Source organism: uncultured Gimesia sp., assembly GCF_963976445.1.
In the GTDB taxonomy this organism is placed as follows: domain Bacteria; phylum Planctomycetota; class Planctomycetia; order Planctomycetales; family Planctomycetaceae; genus Gimesia.
Window position 1 is genome coordinate 187063 of sequence record NZ_CAXBKP010000004.1, and the last position, 19741, is coordinate 206803.

Sequence of the window (19741 nt, forward strand, 5' to 3'; positions counted from 1 at the left end):
AGTAAGAGGGTTCTATGAAACTTTGATGTTGGTCGGCTTTCCGGCTGGAAGCTGAAAAACAATTAAGAATCAGGTATGCTCTCTCATCATGAGTTGATGTCTGAATTAACGAGCCGAATCGAGCACAACAAGGGATGTTAGTATGAAAATGAAAGCGATTCTTTCTCTGGTAGGATTATGTCTGTTAACGGGGTGTCCCAGTTCGAGCGCGCCCCCGACGCCTGCCTCTCAGGAAAATTCGACTTCAAGCGGAGCGGGTGAACAGGCGAAAGATACAAAGCAGAAACCGGCAGTCGAACCCGATTCTCCTGAAGCCGTTCAAGCATTTAAAGATTTGGACGCCAAGATGGTCCTGTCGGATGATGGTCGCGTGCTGATTCTGGATTTGAAAGGCACGAACGCCAAAGATGAGGACCTGAAGCATCTGGCTGGTCTGCCTTCGCTGGAGCGATTGACGATCTGGGGGCCAGGCTTCACTGATGTCGCCACTGAAGAGATCAGCAAGAAGAAAAAACTGTGGTTCTTAAACCTGGAAGCGACGGCCATCGGTGATGCTGGAGTCAAAAATCTTGCTGATTTGCAAGACCTGCAAGTGCTCTCACTGCGGGCTACGAATATTACGAATGATGCTCTCAAAGTAGTCGCCGCGTTTCCGAAGATGAAAGATCTCGATTTACGGTTCAATAAAGAAATCAACGATGAAGGCATGCCGTTGATTAAAGGGATGAAGAACCTGAAAGTACTCAAAGTGCAGGCGACTCAGGTAACCGATAAAGGCATGAAAGACATCGCGGAACTTCCCAACCTGCAGCGACTGAATACCTGGGGACGTAATATATCAGATAAGACGCTGGCGCTACTTAAGGATAAAAACCTGGTTTCTCTGGAACTGGATGATACTGAGATTTCCGATGAGGGCATGAAACATCTCAAAGGAATGACCAACATGGAGTCGCTGCATTTGCGGCGTGACTTTGTGGGCAATCCTGGGATTGAGAATATCAAGGACATGAAAAAACTCCAGACTCTGCATTTACGCGATACTGTGGTGACTGATGAGGGGATGAAGTATTTGTCCGGCTTAACGGGTCTGACGTATCTCGATCTGGATGAATCGATGATCGGCGATCAAGGGCTGGAACAGATCAAAGATTTGAAAAACCTGACGCGTCTGGGGTTGTGGGGAACAGAAACCACAGATGAAGGCTTAAAAGTGGTTTCCGGTTTCACCGAGCTGAACCGTCTCAATCTGGAAGGGACACAGATCACGAATGGTGGTCTGGAGTCTCTATTGCCTCTCAAAGAACTCGAATATTTGAACTTGAGTAAAACGGAAATCGGTGATGAAGGGCTGGAAAAGCTGACTGCTTTGAAAAACCTCAAAGAACTTCAGCTCAGCTTCTCTCAAGTGACTGATGAGGGAGTCGAAAAGTTTAAAGCCGCGGTACCGGGCTGTAAGGTGAAGCGATAGATGCAGGTTCTGGCGTGATGGAAGATAACGCGAATCGACGTTCGCAGCGGGCTGCCCGCCAATTAATCGAAAGCTGGCAACGTGCGGGGGTCACGCATTTGAAGCGTGTAGTTCCGGTTGACCTGCCACCGGCAGAAGCAGCTCCGGTGATTCAGACACCCGCGCCTGTTGATCCCGTTCCACCTGCGCCCTCTCCGGTTCGGGTAGAAACGCAGCCGGCGGTGAATGCGGAATTACCGATGCCGTTGGCGCCGGCCGAGATTCCTCCCAGTGAGGTCGTAAACGAGACCGAAACCCCTCGAAAGGAAATGAGTGTGGCTCGAACAACAAAATCGAAATTGACAAAGGCCGATCGGCAGGCGGAGTTGGAGATCATTGCCGGTAAGGTTGCCAAATGTCAAAAATGCCCTGAGTTGGCTTCGACGCGAACACAAACGGTGTTTGGTGTGGGGAATCCCCGTGCGAAAATCATGTTTATCGGCGAAGCACCCGGTGCAGACGAAGATAAGCAGGGGGAGCCGTTCGTTGGTCGGGCAGGTAAGTTGATGGATAAGATTATCGAAGCCTGCCAGATAAAACGCAGCGATATTTACATCGCGAATATACTCCGTTGTCGGCCGCCGGGAAACCGGAACCCGACGGATGAAGAAGCGTCGAACTGTCGTGGATTTCTGGATGCCCAAATTGAGATCGTCGATCCCGATTACATCGTCTGCTGGGGCTCGGTGGCAGCGAAGAATCTACTGCATTCAGCGTTGCCGATTGGGAAAATGCGGGGACAGTTTTATGAGTACGGCCGGGCGCGAGTCGTTTGCACCTATCACCCCTCCTATTTGCTGAGAAACCCCTCCGCAAAGAAGAATGTCTGGGAAGACATGATTTACCTGTTTGAAGACATGGGGATTAATTTAAAGGCGATGAGCTGATAGGTCAGGGGCCGTGATTATTCGCTCTTAGGACCGTTTAGCTGGAGCATTTCTTTCCTCAGGTTATATCTGCTGAGGTGAGGCGGATTGATTGAAGAAACGGCTGAATTCGTTTCTGCTGCGACTTGTGAGTCTGGTTCCGCGGCCTGTTCTTCTGTGGATTCAATCGATTCCAGCGTCAAGATGGTTCGGAACAGGTCTCTGCAGCTCAGTTTGCCTACAAGCTGCCCGTGTTCCGTAACAGCCATACAGCTATTGCGACGATCCCGAAAGAGATGAGCGAGTTGCAGTGCGTCATCTTCGGGGGAGAGCGACTCGAGCTGCACATGCATAATCGAGTCGATCGGATCGTCCAGATGCTGATGCATCAGTTTGTGCTTGAGGATTTCATAATCGGGTACGATCCCGATGAGCCTCATTCGCTGATTGATCACATAGATCTCAGCAGACTCTGCCAGGATCATTTGCGTCGCCGCTTCCTGGAGACTTGTTCCCGTCAGTACACTGACCGGGTTTACTGTCATTAAATCGCGAACTCGTACCTGCATAGTTGCTTCCTTGGCAGCTTCCGTTTTTGAACTCAATCAAAAAGGTTTACTATAAAGACGAAGTTAATTCTTTTATCTAACAGGTAGATAAAAAAGCGGGCCCGCTGAAAGCTTCAACAGAGCAGAAGACAAACAAAGAATTCTGCGATTGAGGCTATGCTCAAAGAATAAGTTGCAAAGCGACAACATGATGCATTTAATCAACAAAATCTGGATAGAAAAATAGAAACGTTAGTGAATCGGTACTAGTCATACAGATTATGACGGTTGGTTTTTGAGTGGATGACCGCGATGTGATTTATGGCTGGTGGCAGTTGTATTTTGAGCGCTGAGATAATGTTAATGTGATTTCAGGTTCCAGAAATAGAGGATGTCCTCCGCGACTTGAGTGACAACTTTCGGGCCTGTGGTGGCTTCGATGTGGCCTAGTCGATGATGGGAGGATTTTGCCTGCCATTGTTCTGCCAGCGAATCAATACGAAATGAAGGGACAAACCGATCAAAGTCGGCGACGTGCAGGTGGATGGAAGCAGTGTTAAGCCGCGGCTTCCAGTTTGCGACCACCAGGGGGCGAGTCAGTTGCTCCAGATGTTCCAGGTCTGTGGGATCATGCTCGATGCCGCGACGAATTGCGTTTACAACTGTTCCCCCTTCTTCCAGAATGTGAAACAGGTCGACCGGCGGAGTGATCGCCATGACGAATTCAAGCTGGTCGATCAGCAACGCAGCAGTCAGGGTCATCCAGGCGCCGTGGCTGATCCCCATCAGACCGATTTGATGTCCCTGGTTCTGCAAGGTAAGGATCAGGCTCCAGAGATCCAGGATGCCTTGCCGCGCAACGGTTAACTGATGATCCAGATTTCCGCCGGCAATCAGTTGTCCGGGGCGATATCCGGCTGGTGTACGTCGATAATTAAACGGGCTGTCCAGCATGACGACGTCGACTCCACAGGGAGTGAGACGCTGCGCTAATAGATTAAAACTGCGTACGCCCATTTGTACGATTCCATCGATGGCGATTACAGTGTATCGGGGTGATGACCCCGTTTTGCGAGAAGTGGCCGTCGATTTCCAATGCCGGCCTTTCGCCAGATCATTTTCTGGAAACGTGGTTTGAATCGAACTGCGAAAGGAAAAATCCTCAACCTCGGCCGCTTCAAATGTAATCTTTGATGCAGGCCTTAAGCGGGGTTGGTATTTGAGTTGAGCCGCTAGTGGAACTGGTGAAAAGAATGTGGCCAGATCGCCGCTATGTAGTTCGGGCGATGATTCTCCTGCGTTAGAAACAATCAGTGGTTGTTTCCTGTAATAGAAAAACCGATGCAGGAGATAAAATCCTAGAACCTCATCCACGCAAGTCGACCAGAGTTTACGAATCATATTTTAATTCTTCAGCGAGGTGTCCGCTTATTCTGATTTCTGTTTTAGAGTTGTCTCTAAAGCCGTTTCGATATCTGCCTGTGTGAACGATTTGTTCGGGTCAGCGAAGGAAAACTTGTTGGCCAGTTTCCCTGCGCGGTCGTAAATGCGATAATGCGGCAGAGCTCCGCCATCGATGCCATATGTTTCCATCGGGTCCTGATCGTTGGCCGCGGTCGCCAGGATGTTGATGAATTGAGCATGCTGTGATTCCAGAAATTTTAAGACCGCTTTTTGGGTTTCTTCGTCTGATTCATCCATGCTGACAGAAATAACCGTCAAACCCTGGTCGGCGAACTTTTTGTTCCACTCTACACTGTGATGAAAATTCTTCACACAAGGAACGCACCAGGTGGCCCAGAAATCGACCAGCACGACTTTGCCTTTTTGTTGCTCCAGGATATCCTGAAATCCTTTGGCATCGGACAGGATCAGTGTGATCTCGGTGGTTTTTTCCGGTTTGATTTCTTCAGCAGGGGCAACTGCTGCGATCTGACTCGGTTCCTCTGTTTTTGTGCTGGCTGGTTTTGATTCCTCGTTTGAGGAACAACTGACAGACAGCAAGAGCAGCGATAATACGAGTGAGACCTGGAAACCGTTTCTGCAGGTGGAATGTGTTGAGATCATGTTTCGTCCCTGAAGTTTTGAAGTAAATTAAACACCGGAGTTGCTCTGTGGAGAAAGACTTTCGTGATGGATCACTTCTGAGCGGAATGGCGCTAGCCACCGTTAGGGAATACGAAAACGGCGGCTAGCGCCGTACCGCTCAGTTTGGTTGTGATCCAGTCACTCGACGATCGTTCTCTTTCGAGTATACCTGACTAAATATTAAACAAAAACGGGAAATGAACATAGTGTGCGACGTGCTATCTTCAGTAAGATTAGTAATCAGGTTTAGTTTCCTCATGAGAACGCCGGGGCGCTGGCATAGACAGGATTTGAAGTATGATCACCGGGAACAGATTCAACATCGTCAGAGCGGTGGTTTTATCGCTGTTTGTTAGCCTTCTGTCGCAGGTGGTGGCGAAGGAGTCTGCTCTACCGCTGCCGATTGAGGGCTTGGAAAACGCCGTTCTGGAAGAAGTGGCTCCGGGTGATTATTACATTCTTATCGAAGGTCAACCGCTGGATCGAATAACGGGGGCTGAATTTCCTGCATTACGCAATATGGAAATCAAATTACAGAACAAAAATATTCGTGAAAAACGATCAGACCGCACGATCAACGCCTTGTTGATCGCGATGGCACGAAGCGCCGACGAACCAACGCTGATCTATCTGCATGAATTGTACGAGTCCTATCCGGAGCGTCGGAACGATGTTGCCGAAGCAATCAGTTGGTATGCCAGGGAAAATCAACGACGGGATGCCGACTGGCGAATCATGGTTCGCTCTCTGAATGTAGTGGAAGGCGAGCAGGCGAAAGCGGTGATGAGAATGCTGACGAAGTTTCATCGTCGTTCCAATAAGGGACAATGGATTCGTCAAGCGATTCTGGTCGGGCTGGAACAGGATGCCGAAGGGCAGCAGATTGCTTCAGATCTGTTAGAACATTGGACGGGAAAGAAATTAAAACAACTGACTGCTGAAAAGCAAGCTCCGATATTAGCCTGGCAGAAATGGTTTGCGGAAAAATACCCGGACGAACTGCCTGCCGTTCTGCCGGTCGAAGCAGCCGACAGCCGCTGGAAATATCAGGATTTACAGAACGATTTGCGGAAGCGATCAAAAAAGACGTTTGATTTGAAATTGGGAGAGAAAGCGTTTGTAAAAGCGACGTGCATCAAGTGTCATCGTTATGGAAAGCAGGGAGAAAAAGTAGGCCCGGATCTGACGCACGTCAGTCGCAGGTTACAGCAGAAGGAAATTATGCAAGCCACGATCTTTCCCTCGCATTTTGTAGCTGAAGAGTATCCGACGTTCACCATTATTACCGAGGCTGGAAAAGCATTGACGGGCATGATGGGGGCGGCTGGTCCGGATCAGATTATGCTGCTAACGAGCGAAGGGACCAAACAGCTGATTAATAAAAAAGACGTGGAAGAGATCATTCCCGTCAAGAAATCCTCGATGCCAGAAGGACTGTTGAATCTGTTGACCAAAGAAGAGGCGATCCAGTTATTCGGATATTTGACGACCTTACCAGAGGGCGCTTCAGAGGTCTATCGGCATACCACTCGTTAATTGCAGCTGACAGCATGTGTGTGGTGCTACATGACTGGAGCAAACAGCCGACACAGATTCTGTCTCAAAATGACCAGTTTACTGCGTTTGTCCCAATCTTCTTCCGTGATTTTGACGGCACTCAGGAGATCGTTCTCAATTGATTCTTTCAGTCGACCCGCGAATTTCCGATCATAGACCGCCAGACCGACCTCAAAGTTGAGGATTAAGCTCCGGAAGTCAAAGTTAGCGGTGCCAACCAGCGACCAGCAGCCATCAATGGTAATCGTTTTTGAGTGAATGATGCCTTTGTTGTATTCATAGATTTCCACACCGGCGTCGAGGAGTGAGTCGTAATAGGAACGCCCTGCATACACGGTTGTTGGGTTGGCTGATTTACCAGCCACTAGCAGCTTGACCCGCACTCCCCGTTGGGCAGCTGATTCCAGAGCTGTTGTCAGGGATTCCGGCGGAACAAAATACGAAGTTGCGAGCAGGATGCTTTCACGTGCTTCATTAATCGCGGCGAAGAACAGTGTCAAAAAGACGTCAGCATTTTTTTCGGGACCCGAAGAGAGCGTTTGCGCGGTAAGGTTGCCTGTTGTTGGGGGATGAGGAAAGTACTGTGGCTGAGTTAACGCTTCGCCCGTTGCAAAAAACCAGTCTTCGGCAAATACCTGTTGTAACTGTAGCGCCTCGGGGCCTTCGATTTTGAGATGCGTATCCCGCCAAAAGCCCAGCTGGGCATCCTGTCCCAGGTATTCATCACCGATATTCATGCCGCCGGTAAAGGCGATCTTTCCATCAACGATGACAAGTTTTCGGTGATTCCGTAAGTTGAATGACCATCTTTCGCGAAAGCTGGCACCGGGAAGAAACGGGGCCACTTGAATTCCCGCCGCCAGCATCGGTTTGAAAAAACGATTTCGCAAATTCAATGAACCAAAGCCGTCATACAGAAATCGCACTTCGACTCCTGCTTTTGCTTTTTCAATGAGCAAGTCACGCACCATCGTTCCGGAGCGATCCGGCTGCCAGATATAGTACTCCAGGTGCAGAGATTGTTCGGCGTTCATAATCGCCTGTTTGATCAGCCCCAGTGTGCGATTCGTATCATTTAAGAGTTCTATCTGGTTTCCAAAAGTGGGCACTGTATGCGCGATGTTCTGGGCTAGCCGCATCAGATTCTGGTTGATGGGCAGATAGTTTTCCCGAGAGAGCAGCTGATTTTGTATGACCTGCGGAAGCTTGGGCGCGAGCGACTGGTTGGCTTTTTCTTTGGAAAGCGAACGTCTCTGAACACGGTTAATCCCGAAGAACAGATAGATGATGCCTCCCAGACCGGGTAACAGCATAATACTCAAAATCCAGGAGACCGTTGAAACCGGGTGGCGTTTCTTTTGCAGCAGGATCGTGGGAATCAGGGCTAGAGTTATCAGGTAACCACAGAGCGTTAAAGCTGCTGTCAGCCAATCCATAGAAGCGTCTCTTTATCTATAATCGGTGTGATAAAATTCAGTAAGTGATAAAAGAATTCCGATTATGCCGGAATTAGCGCGGTTCTCCTACCTTGATTTATCGAGATCGTGAAAAATCCGGGAATTCCGGGAACAGAAGGCAAATTCATTTCGTCAAACAGGCGTAAAGCAGTATGATCCCGTCTGAAATTTGAAATACCAGTCCCTTCTTAAGTAATACAGGTTCTATGATGTTGCACTTCAGCATGAAGAAAAATGCGCAATGGTTGTTCGTTCTGGTTTCCTTTGCGTTCGTGGGAGTCTATCTCTTTGCCGCTGAGAAAAGTCTGTCTGAGGAACGGGCTGTTGCCCAAAAGTATCAGAAAGAGGGCAATTATCGGGATGCCTGGCAGCTCTATCAGAAATTGGCGCTGCAGAAAAATAATAGCGGTCAGGAGGTCGTACACGATGTTCAGGAGGGCATTCAATGCCTGCAACAGCTCAATCGTGTGAACGAGATCGATGCCTTCCGCGAATCCGTATTGAAAGTTCATGCCACTCAACCACGTGTGTTATGGAAGATGGCGGAAAGTTATATTCAGGGGCCACATTATGGTTATATCCTTGATGGAAAATTTATACGGGGAAATCACAGAGGAGTCGGCCGCTATGTGAATACTCAGGAACTGGATCGCCTGAGTGCCCTGCGGTTGATGAATCAGGCTGTGGCCCTGTTGAAGGACCGCGATGATACAGGGCTGGCTTCCAGTGTCTCTTATGATTATGCCGCGTATTTGATGAACGGCCGCGAGGACAGGAATGCCTGGAAGCTACAGGTGTTGACTGATTTGAATCAGGTTCCCGATTACGAAAACCTTCAGGGGACGTCGGGTGGCGGATTTGGACATGGCTTTGGAAGCAGAATGTATGGGGCACCGGTTGAGGGGCCTGAAGGGGCGCCCGTTGATGAAGCGGGCGATCCGATATATTACCGTGTTCCGCAATCGTATGAAACAGCCGCCGATGATGGTCAGCGCTGGCGGTGGATGCTGGAAGAGTCTGCACAACTCAATTCAAAACGGCAGCAGGACGTCATTCTGGAAGTGGCCGAATTTAACCGGAGTCAATTTGGTGTGCAGACACTGCAGAATTATATGCCTTATTTTTCAAGGCGGAGAGTGGTTCAGGGAGATCAGGAAGAAGAACAGGTCAATCCATTTTCACTGGAAAGTCTAAAACAGACCGAGACAATGGCGCGGCTGGCGACGGGGATCAAGCGGTTTAACCTGCCGGACGATGTGAATTATATTCGCCTGTATCAGAAAATTGTCGAGTTGAAGAAAAGTGCGGTTGCCGAAACGGCATTAGCGCAACTTACCAGTCTGTTTGAGAATCGTCGACAGTACCCTGAAGCAGCGAAGTATTTACAACAGAGCATTCAAACGTATGGAGATTCTCACCAAAATAAGAAAGAACAATTGAATCAGATCATTGGTGACTGGGGGCAGTTTGAGCCGAATCATACTCAGGTTGCCGGTCAGGGTGCGAAAGTCGATTACCGTTTTCGAAACGGTAATCATGTGGAGTTTGAAGCATACGAAGTTCATGTCGATCAATTGCTGGACGACGTGAAAACTTATTTGAAGTCGCATCCGGAGAAACTGGATTGGAACAAGGTTAACATCTCCAATATCGGGTATCGGCTGGTTCATGAACAGCAGAAAAAATATCAGGGCAAGCTAGTTTCGCGTTGGAACCTGGATCTGAAACCACTCGACGGTCATCGTGATCGGCAAATTACAGTGACGACGCCGTTACAGAATGCGGGCGCTTATTTGCTCATCGCCAAGATGAAAAACGGAAATACCAGTCGAATTATTGTCTGGCTGGATGACACAGCGATTATTCATAAGCGAATGGCTGACAAAACATATTATTTTGTGGCAGATGCCCGCACCGGAAAGCCTGTTGCCGGGGCCAACTTGGAATTCTTTGGGTATGATCAAAAACGCATTGATCGCAATCAGTATCAAATTATGACAGAGAATTTCGCCGAACAGACTGACGAAAATGGCCAGGCATTTCCGGACGATCAATTATTAAAACAGCGGTATCAATGGATTACGATTGCCCGCACCAAAGAGGGCCGCTTTGCTTATACTGGTTTTGATCGCTTCTGGTATTCCCGGTCACAGTCCGATACGTATCATGCACACAAAATCTATGGTATCACCGATCGCCCCGTGTATCGTCCCGGACAAAAAGTGGATTATAAGTTCTGGGTGCGGAATGTAGGGTATGACTTAACGAAAGAACAAGAGTCTCAGTTTGCCAATCATGATGTGAATCTCACGCTCGTTGGAAAAGATGGTAAAGTCATCTTTGAGAAATCAATCACCACAGATGAATATGGTGGTGGCAATGGAGTCTGGGAAATACCCGAAGGAGCAGACCTGGGCACGTATCAGTTCCGCGTGACAGTCGAGTATCCTGATCGTCGACTTCCAAGTAAAAATGCAAAAACTGTCTCACATTTGATCTCATTTCGTGTTGAAGAATATAAAAAGCCGGAATTCGAGGTACTGGTCCAGGCACCAGATGAGCCGGTGGCGCTCGGCGATACGATCACGGCAAAGATCAAAGCCAAGTATTATTTTGGCAGCCCAGTAACGAAGGGGCAGGTGAAATATACAGTCACCCGGACTTCCTACAATCAGCGCTGGTATCCCGCCGATCGTTGGGACTGGCTCTATGGCTCGGGCTACTGGTGGTTTGTCGGCGATTACAATTGGTATCCCGGCTGGGGAAAATGGGGCTGCATCGCTCCCGGTCCCTGGTGGATTCATTCCCGGCCCGGCCCGCCGGAAGTCGTACTTTCCAATACTGTCGATATCGGCTCTGATGGTGAAGTGGAAATCAAAATTGATACAGCGCTGGCCAAAGCCATTCACGGCGATCAGGATCATAAGTATGAGATTACAGCGGAAGTTGTTGATGAATCCCGCCGCACGATTATTGGCAAGGGTTCGGTCCTGGTGGCGCGCAAGCCGTTCAAGGTCTTTGCGTGGATGAATCGGGGTTACTATCAGGTTGGCGATACGATGACCGCATCATTCAAAGCTCAGACACTGGATTCCAAGCCGGTGACGGGAACAGGGAAGCTGACGCTGTATCGCGTGACTTACGATCAACAGGGCGAACGAAACGAGACTGCCGTCCAGGAATGGGATCTCAACCCGGGAGAAGACGGTACAGCATCCCAAAAGATGGCAGCAACGCAGGCAGGACAGTATCGCGTTGCCTACACAGTGACTGATCAAAAAGGAAAGCAGATCGAAGGAGGCTACCTGTTTTCGATTCGTGGCGAAGGTTTTGACGGGAAAGAGTATCGCTTTAACGATCTGGAAATCGTTGTTGAGAAGAAGCATTATCAGCCAAATGAAAAAGTGCGTCTGTTGATCAATACGAATCAGCCGGGAAGTACGGTGCTGCTGTTTGTCAGACCGGTCAACGGGATTTATTCTGCACCGCATGTGCTGAATCTGGCGGGTAAGAGCACCGTTTATGAACTGGACCTGACCCGCAAAGATCTGCCGAACCTGTTTGTCGAGGCAGTGACGGTTCATCAGGGCAAAGTGCATACGGTCGCCCGTGAAATTGCGGTGCCGCCGGAACAACGAGTGGTCAATCTTGAAGTGGAACCATCAGAAACGGAATATCTGCCCGGAGAGGAGGCGACCGTCAAACTGAAAGCAACTGATGCAGCAGGAGAGCCGATCGAGGGTTCTCTGGTGGTCAGTGTGTATGACAAAAGCGTGGAGTACATCAGTGGCGGTTCGAATGTACGTGATATCAAAGACTTTTTCTGGAAGTGGAAACGTTCGCATCATCCTGCAACGTCTGACAATCTCAGCAGAACGTTTAATATTCTATTACGGCCTAAAGAAACGGCCATGCGTGCGATTGGAACGTTTGGGCATTTGATGGTGGAAGCATCAAGTATGGAGATGGGAGGCGGAGCGTTTGGGGGGAGAGCGGTGAATTCCACTAAACGACGGGGAATGGCCATGCCCATGGCCGCAGGTGCTGTCACGGGAACGCCGATAGGACCAGCGGCTCGATCAATGGTAGCAGATGCAGCAAGTGCGCCCGGTGGTTCGTCTGCCGTTGTGGAACCGGTGGTCAGGCAGAAGTTTGCTGATACTGCTTACTGGAACGCCGCGATCTTGACCGATGCGGAAGGCCGAGCAGAAGTGTCGTTTAAGATGCCAGAAAACCTGACGAGTTGGAAGATTCGCAGCTGGGCCATGGGACAGGGAACTCGTGTTGGCGAGGGAGAGCAAGAAGTTGTGACCCGAAAGAATTTGATCATCCGTCTGCAGGCGCCACGGTTCTTTGTCGAAACCGATGAAGTGGTGCTGAGTGCGAACGTGCATAATTACCTGAAGACATCCAAAAAGGTAAAGGTCGTTCTGGAACTGGACGGCGATACCTTACAGCCTTTAGATGAGCTGACACAGACCGTTGAAATCGCCGCGAACGGCGAACAACGCATCGACTGGCGGGTCAAAGCGGTGCGTGCTGGATTCGCTGTGATTCGTATGAAAGCGCTCACGGATGAAGAGTCGGACGCGATGCAGATGACCTTTCCGGTCAAGGTGCATGGTATTTTGAAAACCGAGTCCTATACGGGAATGATTCCCTCCAGCGGTAATGGGGCGCAAATAAGTTTCCAGATTCCCAATCAACGGAAGACCGAAGAGAGTCGTCTGGAACTGCGTTATTCGCCTTCACTTGCAGGAGCGATGGTCGATGCACTGCCGTATCTGGTTTATTCACCACATAAAACGACCGACGGCACGCTAAATCGTTTTCTGCCAACCGTGATGACGCAGAACATTCTGAAACGAATGGGACTGAATCTGAAGGAGATTGAACAGAAGCGGACGAATCTGAATGCACAGGAAATCGGAGACGACAAGGAACGAGCAGAGCAGTGGAAACGCTACGGTCAAAACCCGGTCTTCAGTCAATCGAAAGTCGATCAAATTGTGAAGCAGGGCGTGGCTGATTTGACTAGCATGCAGCTGTCGGACGGAGGCTGGGGCTGGTTCTCCGGCTGGCAGGAACGATCTTCTCCTTATTTTACCGCGCGGATTGTGCAGGGATTGAGTCTGGCGAAACAGAATGGCGTCGCGCTGGTACCCGGCACATTGGAGCGGGGTGTGGAATGGCTCAAGAACTACCAGCAGCAGGAACTGCAAAAACTGTTGAATGCCCCCGGTAAGAAGAAGCCTTATAAAGAGAGGGCTTCCAATCTGGATGCCTATGTGTTTATGGTGCTGGTGAATCAGAAGGTCGTCGACGAAAAAATGTACGATTTCCTCTATCGGGATCGAACGAAACTGTCGGTTTATGCTCTGGGAATGCTGGGGCTGGCTTCGCATGAGATACAGCGACAGGATCGACTGGCGATGATCATGACCAATATGGATCAGTATCTGGTTCAAGATCCTGAAAATCAGACTGCGTATCTGAATCTGCCGGAAGGAAACTGGTGGTGGCACTGGTACGGCAGCGAGGTCGAAGCGAATGCCTATTATCTGAAACTACTCTCAAAGGCCGATCCCAAAAATCCCAAAGCGGCGCAGCTGGTGAAGTATCTGCTCAATAATCGCAAGCATGCAACGTACTGGAATTCAGTATCGGATACCGCGATCGCTGTCGAAGCACTGGCCGAATACTGGTCGGCAAGCGGCGAAGATCAACCTGACCTGACGTTAGAGATTATTCTCGACGGGCAAAAACAGAAAGAGGTCAAGATTACGGCCGAGAACCTGTTTACCTTTGATAACAAGTTCGTGCTGGAAGGCGACGCTTTAACGTCGGGCGCCCATCGACTGGAAATTCGCAAGCAGGGCGAGGGACCTATGTATTATAATGCTTACGTGACTTACTTCACCAAAGAGAATTTCATCACTGCAGCAGGTCTCGAGATCAAAGTTCAACGGAAGTACTATCAGCTCATTCCGGAAGAGGCTTCAGTCAAAGCAGCCGGTTCGCGCGGTCAGGCCGTTGAACAGCGAGTTGAAAAGTATCAGCGTCAGGAGATTCTGTCAGATACCATTCTCAAAAGTGGTGATCTGGTGGAAGTCGAGCTCGTATTCGATAGTAAGAATGATTACGAATATCTGGTCTTTGAAGATTTTCGAGCAGCCGGCATGGAAGTGGTTGATTTGCGCAGCGGCTATAGCTGGGACGGATTGGGCGCTTATCAGGAATTCCGCGATGATCGGGCGGTGTTTTATATTCGGCAGTTGCCGCGTGGAAAACACAATCTGAAGTATCGCATGCGTGCGGAAATTCCAGGACATTTCAGCGGATTACCGACGAAAGGTTACGGCATGTATGCACCAGAACTCAAAGCCAACTCTGATGAAATCAAAGTGAAGATCAGCGATTGATCAAATCAGATCGGCTCCCAGAAGGAACCGTTCCATCTGCTGAGCCGATTCTGTGCCGCATCAAACAGATACAGATTCCGCTCTGGAAAGATGGTTTGCAGCTCTGCCGGTGGGTAGAGGTCAGGGCGATCTCTGCCAGTCAGTACTGCCTGGTCTAACTGAGGGGCATTGATGATATAATCGATGTGCCGATCCGCGGGATCGTGTTTTACCAGAACCAACGCCGGCTGTTTAATCTGCGGATGCTGGTGGATCATTTGTTGAAACTGATAGTGTTTGAATTTGGAAAAGGCAACATTATTGACGACGATTTCCAGTTTAGAGACCGACCAGAAGGGGGGGATCGCTGTCAGATTGGTGAGCACCGCGACCAGAGTCAGGCAGGCCCAGAGCCAGCTCATTAATGGCCGGTCAATGTTGTGCCAGATTCGAAACAGGCTTTGTGTTACTCGGGCAAAAATCAGAGCCCAGAGTGGCCCGGTCTCAAACACATAATGCCAATGCATGATGCCATCGTACCAGTAAGGGATATGGGCGACATGCAGTGAGATGATGGAAGCAAAGACGAGCCACCAGCGGCTCCACCTTTTGAATTCGGTGATCAGAAAAATCAGTCCGGCGAGTCCCAGTGGGATGATCCCCAGCGTCCACTGCAGACTGGCCAGAATGCGGTTCTGCACGTTGCGGGCTGCGAGGGCCGGCGTCAGGTTTTTAGCCCATTTGTCATAATTGTCTAATACTTTTGGACCGAGTTTCTGTTCTCCCCGAATCACATTGTTGAAGCCATAGACGTGGCGCGGTGTGTAGATGTCGGTGTAGAGTTGGTAAGGCATTTTCCAGCCGCTGCCGGTGATGGACTGGTTATAACAAAAGAGACCGATCAAACCGCAACCAAGGGGAATTGCCAGACCTGCGACCAGAGGGAATACAGATATGACAGGTTCGCCGGAAGCCGTTTTTTCTGACTTTCGCGCGACATAGTAGCGGACGAATTCGATTGCCAGCCAAATACCAAAGGGGAGTGCAAAGCCGGCGGCGGTCATCGGGCGACAGAGCATAGCAAACGAGAGTCCCAATCCTGCCAAGATTGCATCGCGGAATGAGCGTGTGCGCTGCATCCGCAAAAAGGCCCAAAGGAAGAAGGAGAGTCCAACGAGTGTGGGGTGATGCGCTAATAGCAGATTGCTGAAGATTGCCATGCCTGGAGAGAGGGCGACAATCAGACCGGCCAGGAGTCCGACACCATTGCCCGCCAGTTCTCGACCGGACCAGAAGATGAAAAACGCAGTGATTGCACCGGCGAGCCAATATCCCCAATACGGGTGCCCCCAGGAGACAAAGGGGGCCAGCCAGAGACCGGTTCCCGGAAAATAGCGGCTGGCGAGCTTGCCTTCATTCAGTACATGAACCTGATCGAAAATTTCAGGCGCAGCGGGATGGCTGGGAAACGAAGTCTGCCCGCCCAGAAAGGTATTGGCCTGAAACAGGTAGCTATATTCATCGTGATAGGCAGGGGGGATGTCCCCCAGTGCAATGTTGTGTTCTTCATTGACAATGTGGGAAGCAGTCCAGACGCTCATCAGGAATGAACTGACGGCAATGAGTATGCTCAACACGCATGCGAAATGATCTCGTTGTTTTGAGGCTTGTTTTTCGCGGACCCATTTTGCAGTGAGTCTGGGACGAATCACATTTGAGAAAAATTGAGAATGAATCGGAGGGCGTAAGAACCAGCAGAGGGGACTGAGTAGTAACAAGATCAAATACGGGGTCGTATCGACATTCACATGGAGCAAGAAACGCGTCAGCCAGGGGAGTTGCTGATTTTCAGATTGCACCCGATCCCATTCATAGGGAGTAAGAATTGCGAGCAGCGCGAGGATGAACAACAGATGGATCAGTGGAATCCAGCGGGAGTTCCTGGATCGATTCGGCGGCAAATCGGTAGCTGGCCGTGGCGAAGATTGGTTTTCCGAATCCATGAGGTGATTGTGATTTCTGAATGTCTGGGACCAGAGGTACTTTCAACGACTGATTTTGATTCCAGTCTTTTTAAAAAGTATAACGGGGGTGATCAAGGAAAAGAAAGGGCGTGGTTCAATAGTCAACCACGCCCTTTCAGATGTTTTCCATTCAAACAGAAACTGGTAAGCCAGTCTTACTTTTTGGCTGTTTTTTGGGCTGTTCTCTTGTTGGCTACATCCGTCAGGATTTTTGCCAGCTTCGTTTTTTGTTCGGAGGTCAGCACGGTTTCACATTCTGTTTTCTGTTTTTTGTTCAATTCTGCCAGTTGTTTTTTCAGACTGTCGATCTGAGATTTGTAGTTGGCCTTGATGGAGTAAATTTTGTCTTTTTGTTCTTGAGTCAGATCCAGCTTGCCATAGTGAGGAGGAACGCGTCCCTTTGATTTCTTACTCGTCGTTTTGGTCTCTTTTGCATTCGTTTTGGCAGGACTTGCTTCTTTCTTCTGGGCGGGTAATGAATCGACGGTACAAACGGTGAGTGCGATCCCTGTGAACAACACGACAAAAAATCTCATAGCTTTCTGTTGAAACATGGTATCTCCTGTACAATAAATAAACCTGGAACAAACTATGGCACCGATTTGCCACACTTGTATATTATTGTGTACGGGCGGTATTTTAGGTTTCAACTGTATGGGAGTGTAAATTTGAGAAATATGTCAATTAGTTCAGTTGTTCTCGGATTCGATAAAGTTCTTCCAGAGCCGCCAGAGGTGTCATTTCATCGACATTCAAATCTCGGATTTCATCCAATACTGGATGCGAGGTAGCGCCAAACAGGGAGAGTTGCTGGTGCGATGATTTTTTTTGTGGTCGCGGCGGGATCGTGGTTTGACCGCTATCGTCGATGTGGTCTTTTTCCAGAGTGGAAAGAATTTGATTGGCTCTTTGAATCACCTGATCGGGAATGCCAGCGAGTCGGGCGACATGGATGCCGTAGCTCTTATTCGCGGAGCCTTCCACAATTTTATGCAGGAATACAATCTCGCCGTCCTGCTCATGCACGGCGACATTCCAGTTGCTGGCCTGCTTGAGGGTTTGTGTCAGCTCGGTGAGTTCATGGTAATGGGTGGCGAACAGGGTCCGGGCTTTAATCTGATCATGCAGGAATTCCGTCATTGACCAGGCAAGGGAGATGCCATCATATGTGCTGGTGCCGCGGCCAATTTCATCCAGAATCACCAGGCTGCGTTCTGAAGCCGAGTTCAGAATACGGGCGGCTTCGGTCATTTCGACCATGAAGGTACTCTGACCTTTACTCAATTCGTCACTGGCTCCGACGCGGGCAAAGATCCGATCGGCAATTCCGATCCGTGCTTCGCTCGCGGGAATAAAGGAGCCGATCTGTGCCATCAGAGTCAACAGTGCTGCCTGGCGGATGTAAGTACTCTTTCCCGCCATGTTGGGGCCGGTGATGATTTGCACGCGTCCGTAAGGATCGCCGAGCAAGACATCATTGGGTACAAATTCGCCTGTAGGCTGCAGGCGGTCGAGCACGGGATGCCGGCTCTCTCTGATATCGAGCACGGGATCTTCCGTCATCTCCGGTCGGGTATAACCTGCATGCATGGCGAGATGTGCCAGACCGAAGAGGACATCGATTTGTGCCAGGATTTCCGCTGTTTTTTGAGTGCGTGGAGCCTCTTTGGCAACGCGTTCTCGCAGATCATTGAACATGGTCTGTTCCAGTTCAACGGCCCGTTCTTCTGCTTTGAGGACTTTTTCTTCGTACTCTTTCAGTTCCGGGGTAATGTACCGTTCCTGATTTTTCAGCGTCTGTTTACGGATATAGTGTTCGGGAACTTTCGCAGCATGAGCGGCTGATACTTCGAGATAATAGCCGAAGACTCTGTTATAGCCGACTTTCAGATGGGGGATGCCGGTCCGTTCCGCTTCTTCATTGCGGTACCCGGCGATCCATTCTTTGCCCCCCTTGGAAAGTAGCCGCATTTCGTCCAGCTCTTCACTGAATCCGGGGCGAATCACGCCTCCTTCATTCAGCGTCAGTGGCGGATCTTCAATGATCATGCTTTCGATATCCGAGCGAACCTCGGCACAGAGATCGATGTCGGCTTCCAGTTGCTGGAGCAGAGCCGATTTACGCCCCGAGAGTTTGGCTTTCAGCATGGGAAGCAGTGTCAGAGTCTGGGCAAGGAAACTCAGGTCACGGGCGCTGGCTCTGCCGGTTGCGATGCGTGCGGTGAGCCGCTGCAGGTCGTAGGTTTTTGCCAGTTGCTCACGGACTTCGGAACAGAGGACCGGATTTTGAGAAAGCTCTTCAACCGAATCGTGCCGCCGCTGAATTTCAGGTAAACTTGTGAGTGGATTGGCAATCCAGTCTGTCAGCAGGCGGGCGCCCATCGAAGTCACGGTTTCATCGAGGACGGAAATCAGGCTGCCCTCGCGTTTGCCTTCGCGAATGGTACGCGTCAACTCCAGACTGCGGCGGGTGGCTTCGTCGATGAGCAGTCGATCGCCGCGTTCATACGGTTCAATATGATTGATATGTGGAATCGAACTCTTCTGGGTGTCCTGGATGTATTCCAGCAGGGCACCAGCGGCGGTAATGGATGGCGTTCCCCGTTCCAGGTTGAATCCTTCCAGTGTTTTGGTGCCGAAATGTTCTAGCAGAAGGCTTTCGCATTCGTCCTGTGCGAAGGACCAGGAAGGCCGTTCTGTCAGCATGGTATCCAGATGACCGATGGCGTTCTGGAGCGCGGTGTTGCCTTCCGCGAAAATACATTCGGCCGGGTGAATACGAGCCAGTTCGTCGACCAGATGTTCGGCGGTTGTATTTGAGGTCAGAAACCGGCCTGTTGAAAGTTCCAGCCAGGCCAGCCCGATATTGGATTTGCCGAAATAGATACTGGCCAGGAAATTATTTTCATGCGGATCAAGCAGGGCGTCATCGGTCAGTGTGCCGGGAGTCACCACGCGGGTGACTTCGCGTTTGACCATTCCCTTGGCTTTTTTGGGGTCTTCGACCTGATCACAGATTGAGGCGCGATAGCCGGCGTGAATCAGTTTATAAAGATAACTGTCCAGCGAATGATGTGGGAAGCCGGCCATCGGGACGGGATTGCTGGAAGTCTTATCGCGACTGGTGAGAGTGATTCCCAGAACACGGGCTGCAATTTCGGCGTCTTCGTGAAACAGCTCGTAGAAATCGCCCATGCGAAATAATAACAGTGTTCCCGGATTCTGGCTTTTGACTTCCAGATACCGCTCCATCATCGGGGTCAGCTTCTTGCCGGTCTTTGTCATGCGTC

General features: G+C 50.0%; 11 protein-coding genes. 4 read left to right on the forward strand and 7 right to left on the reverse strand.

Features of this window, described 5'->3' with window-relative positions:
- Window positions 1-142: 142 nt before the first annotated feature.
- Complete coding sequence (locus AAC022_RS06660) at window positions 143-1471, forward strand: hypothetical protein (RefSeq protein WP_339729287.1); 1329 nt, start codon at window positions 143-145, stop codon at window positions 1469-1471.
- Window positions 1472-1488: 17 nt separating this feature from the next.
- Window positions 1489-2397, forward strand: a complete 909-nt coding sequence (locus tag AAC022_RS06665; RefSeq protein ID WP_339729289.1) for a uracil-DNA glycosylase — start codon at window positions 1489-1491, stop codon at window positions 2395-2397.
- Between the two features lie 17 nt (window positions 2398-2414).
- Here AAC022_RS06665 and AAC022_RS06670 read toward each other — a convergent pair whose 3' ends face one another.
- From AAC022_RS06670 to AAC022_RS06680, 3 genes are all read right to left on the reverse strand, one after another.
- On the reverse strand, window positions 2415-2945 hold the full coding sequence (locus AAC022_RS06670) for a CBS domain-containing protein (RefSeq protein ID WP_339729291.1): 531 nt from the start codon (window positions 2943-2945) through the stop codon (window positions 2415-2417).
- Window positions 2946-3284: 339 nt separating this feature from the next.
- Entirely contained in the window at window positions 3285-4325 is a 1041-nt protein-coding gene (locus AAC022_RS06675; protein ID WP_339729293.1) for a hypothetical protein, read from the reverse strand.
- Between the two features lie 27 nt (window positions 4326-4352).
- Entirely contained in the window at window positions 4353-4991 is a 639-nt protein-coding gene (locus tag AAC022_RS06680) for a redoxin family protein (protein WP_339729295.1), read from the reverse strand.
- A gap of 318 nt (window positions 4992-5309) precedes the next feature.
- Here AAC022_RS06680 and AAC022_RS06685 point away from each other — a divergent pair, with 318 nt between their 5' ends.
- Entirely contained in the window at window positions 5310-6548 is a 1239-nt protein-coding gene (locus tag AAC022_RS06685; RefSeq protein ID WP_339729297.1) for a hypothetical protein, read from the forward strand.
- Between the two features lie 26 nt (window positions 6549-6574).
- Here the strand turns inward: AAC022_RS06685 and cls are convergent, their stop codons facing one another.
- Complete coding sequence (gene cls / locus AAC022_RS06690) at window positions 6575-8005, reverse strand: cardiolipin synthase (protein WP_339729298.1); 1431 nt, start codon at window positions 8003-8005, stop codon at window positions 6575-6577.
- A 227-nt stretch (window positions 8006-8232) separates the two neighbouring features.
- On the opposite strand from cls, the gene AAC022_RS06695 reads away from it, so the two are divergent.
- A complete protein-coding gene (locus AAC022_RS06695) occupies window positions 8233-14448 on the forward strand; it encodes an alpha-2-macroglobulin family protein (protein ID WP_339729299.1) in 6216 nt (2071 codons plus the stop codon).
- 5 nt (window positions 14449-14453) lie between these two features.
- Here AAC022_RS06695 and AAC022_RS06700 read toward each other — a convergent pair whose 3' ends face one another.
- The 3 genes from AAC022_RS06700 to mutS all read right to left on the reverse strand — a co-directional run bounded on the left by AAC022_RS06700 (window position 14454) and on the right by mutS (window position 19736).
- On the reverse strand, window positions 14454-16430 hold the full coding sequence (locus tag AAC022_RS06700) for a glycosyltransferase family 39 protein (RefSeq protein WP_339729301.1): 1977 nt from the start codon (window positions 16428-16430) through the stop codon (window positions 14454-14456).
- A 176-nt stretch (window positions 16431-16606) separates the two neighbouring features.
- Complete coding sequence (locus AAC022_RS06705; protein ID WP_339729302.1) at window positions 16607-17005, reverse strand: hypothetical protein; 399 nt, start codon at window positions 17003-17005, stop codon at window positions 16607-16609.
- Window positions 17006-17135: 130 nt separating this feature from the next.
- On the reverse strand, window positions 17136-19736 hold the full coding sequence (gene mutS / locus AAC022_RS06710; protein ID WP_339729304.1) for a DNA mismatch repair protein MutS: 2601 nt from the start codon (window positions 19734-19736) through the stop codon (window positions 17136-17138).
- Between the last annotated feature and the right edge of the window lie 5 nt (window positions 19737-19741).

Coding starts and splice junctions, on each gene's coding strand:
- AAC022_RS06705 (WP_339729302.1), bottom strand. CDS start 17,005: ATGTTTCAACAGAAAGCTATGAGATTTTTTGTCGTGTTGTTCACAGGG.
- AAC022_RS06670 (WP_339729291.1), bottom strand. CDS start 2,945: ATGCAGGTACGAGTTCGCGATTTAATGACAGTAAACCCGGTCAGTGTA.
- AAC022_RS06660 (WP_339729287.1), top strand. CDS start 143: ATGAAAATGAAAGCGATTCTTTCTCTGGTAGGATTATGTCTGTTAACG.
- mutS (WP_339729304.1), bottom strand. CDS start 19,736: ATGACAAAGACCGGCAAGAAGCTGACCCCGATGATGGAGCGGTATCTG.
- AAC022_RS06685 (WP_339729297.1), top strand. CDS start 5,310: ATGATCACCGGGAACAGATTCAACATCGTCAGAGCGGTGGTTTTATCG.
- AAC022_RS06680 (WP_339729295.1), bottom strand. CDS start 4,991: ATGATCTCAACACATTCCACCTGCAGAAACGGTTTCCAGGTCTCACTC.
- AAC022_RS06665 (WP_339729289.1), top strand. CDS start 1,489: ATGGAAGATAACGCGAATCGACGTTCGCAGCGGGCTGCCCGCCAATTA.
- AAC022_RS06700 (WP_339729301.1), bottom strand. CDS start 16,430: ATGGATTCGGAAAACCAATCTTCGCCACGGCCAGCTACCGATTTGCCG.
- AAC022_RS06695 (WP_339729299.1), top strand. CDS start 8,233: ATGATGTTGCACTTCAGCATGAAGAAAAATGCGCAATGGTTGTTCGTT.
- AAC022_RS06675 (WP_339729293.1), bottom strand. CDS start 4,325: ATGATTCGTAAACTCTGGTCGACTTGCGTGGATGAGGTTCTAGGATTT.
- cls (WP_339729298.1), bottom strand. CDS start 8,005: ATGGATTGGCTGACAGCAGCTTTAACGCTCTGTGGTTACCTGATAACT.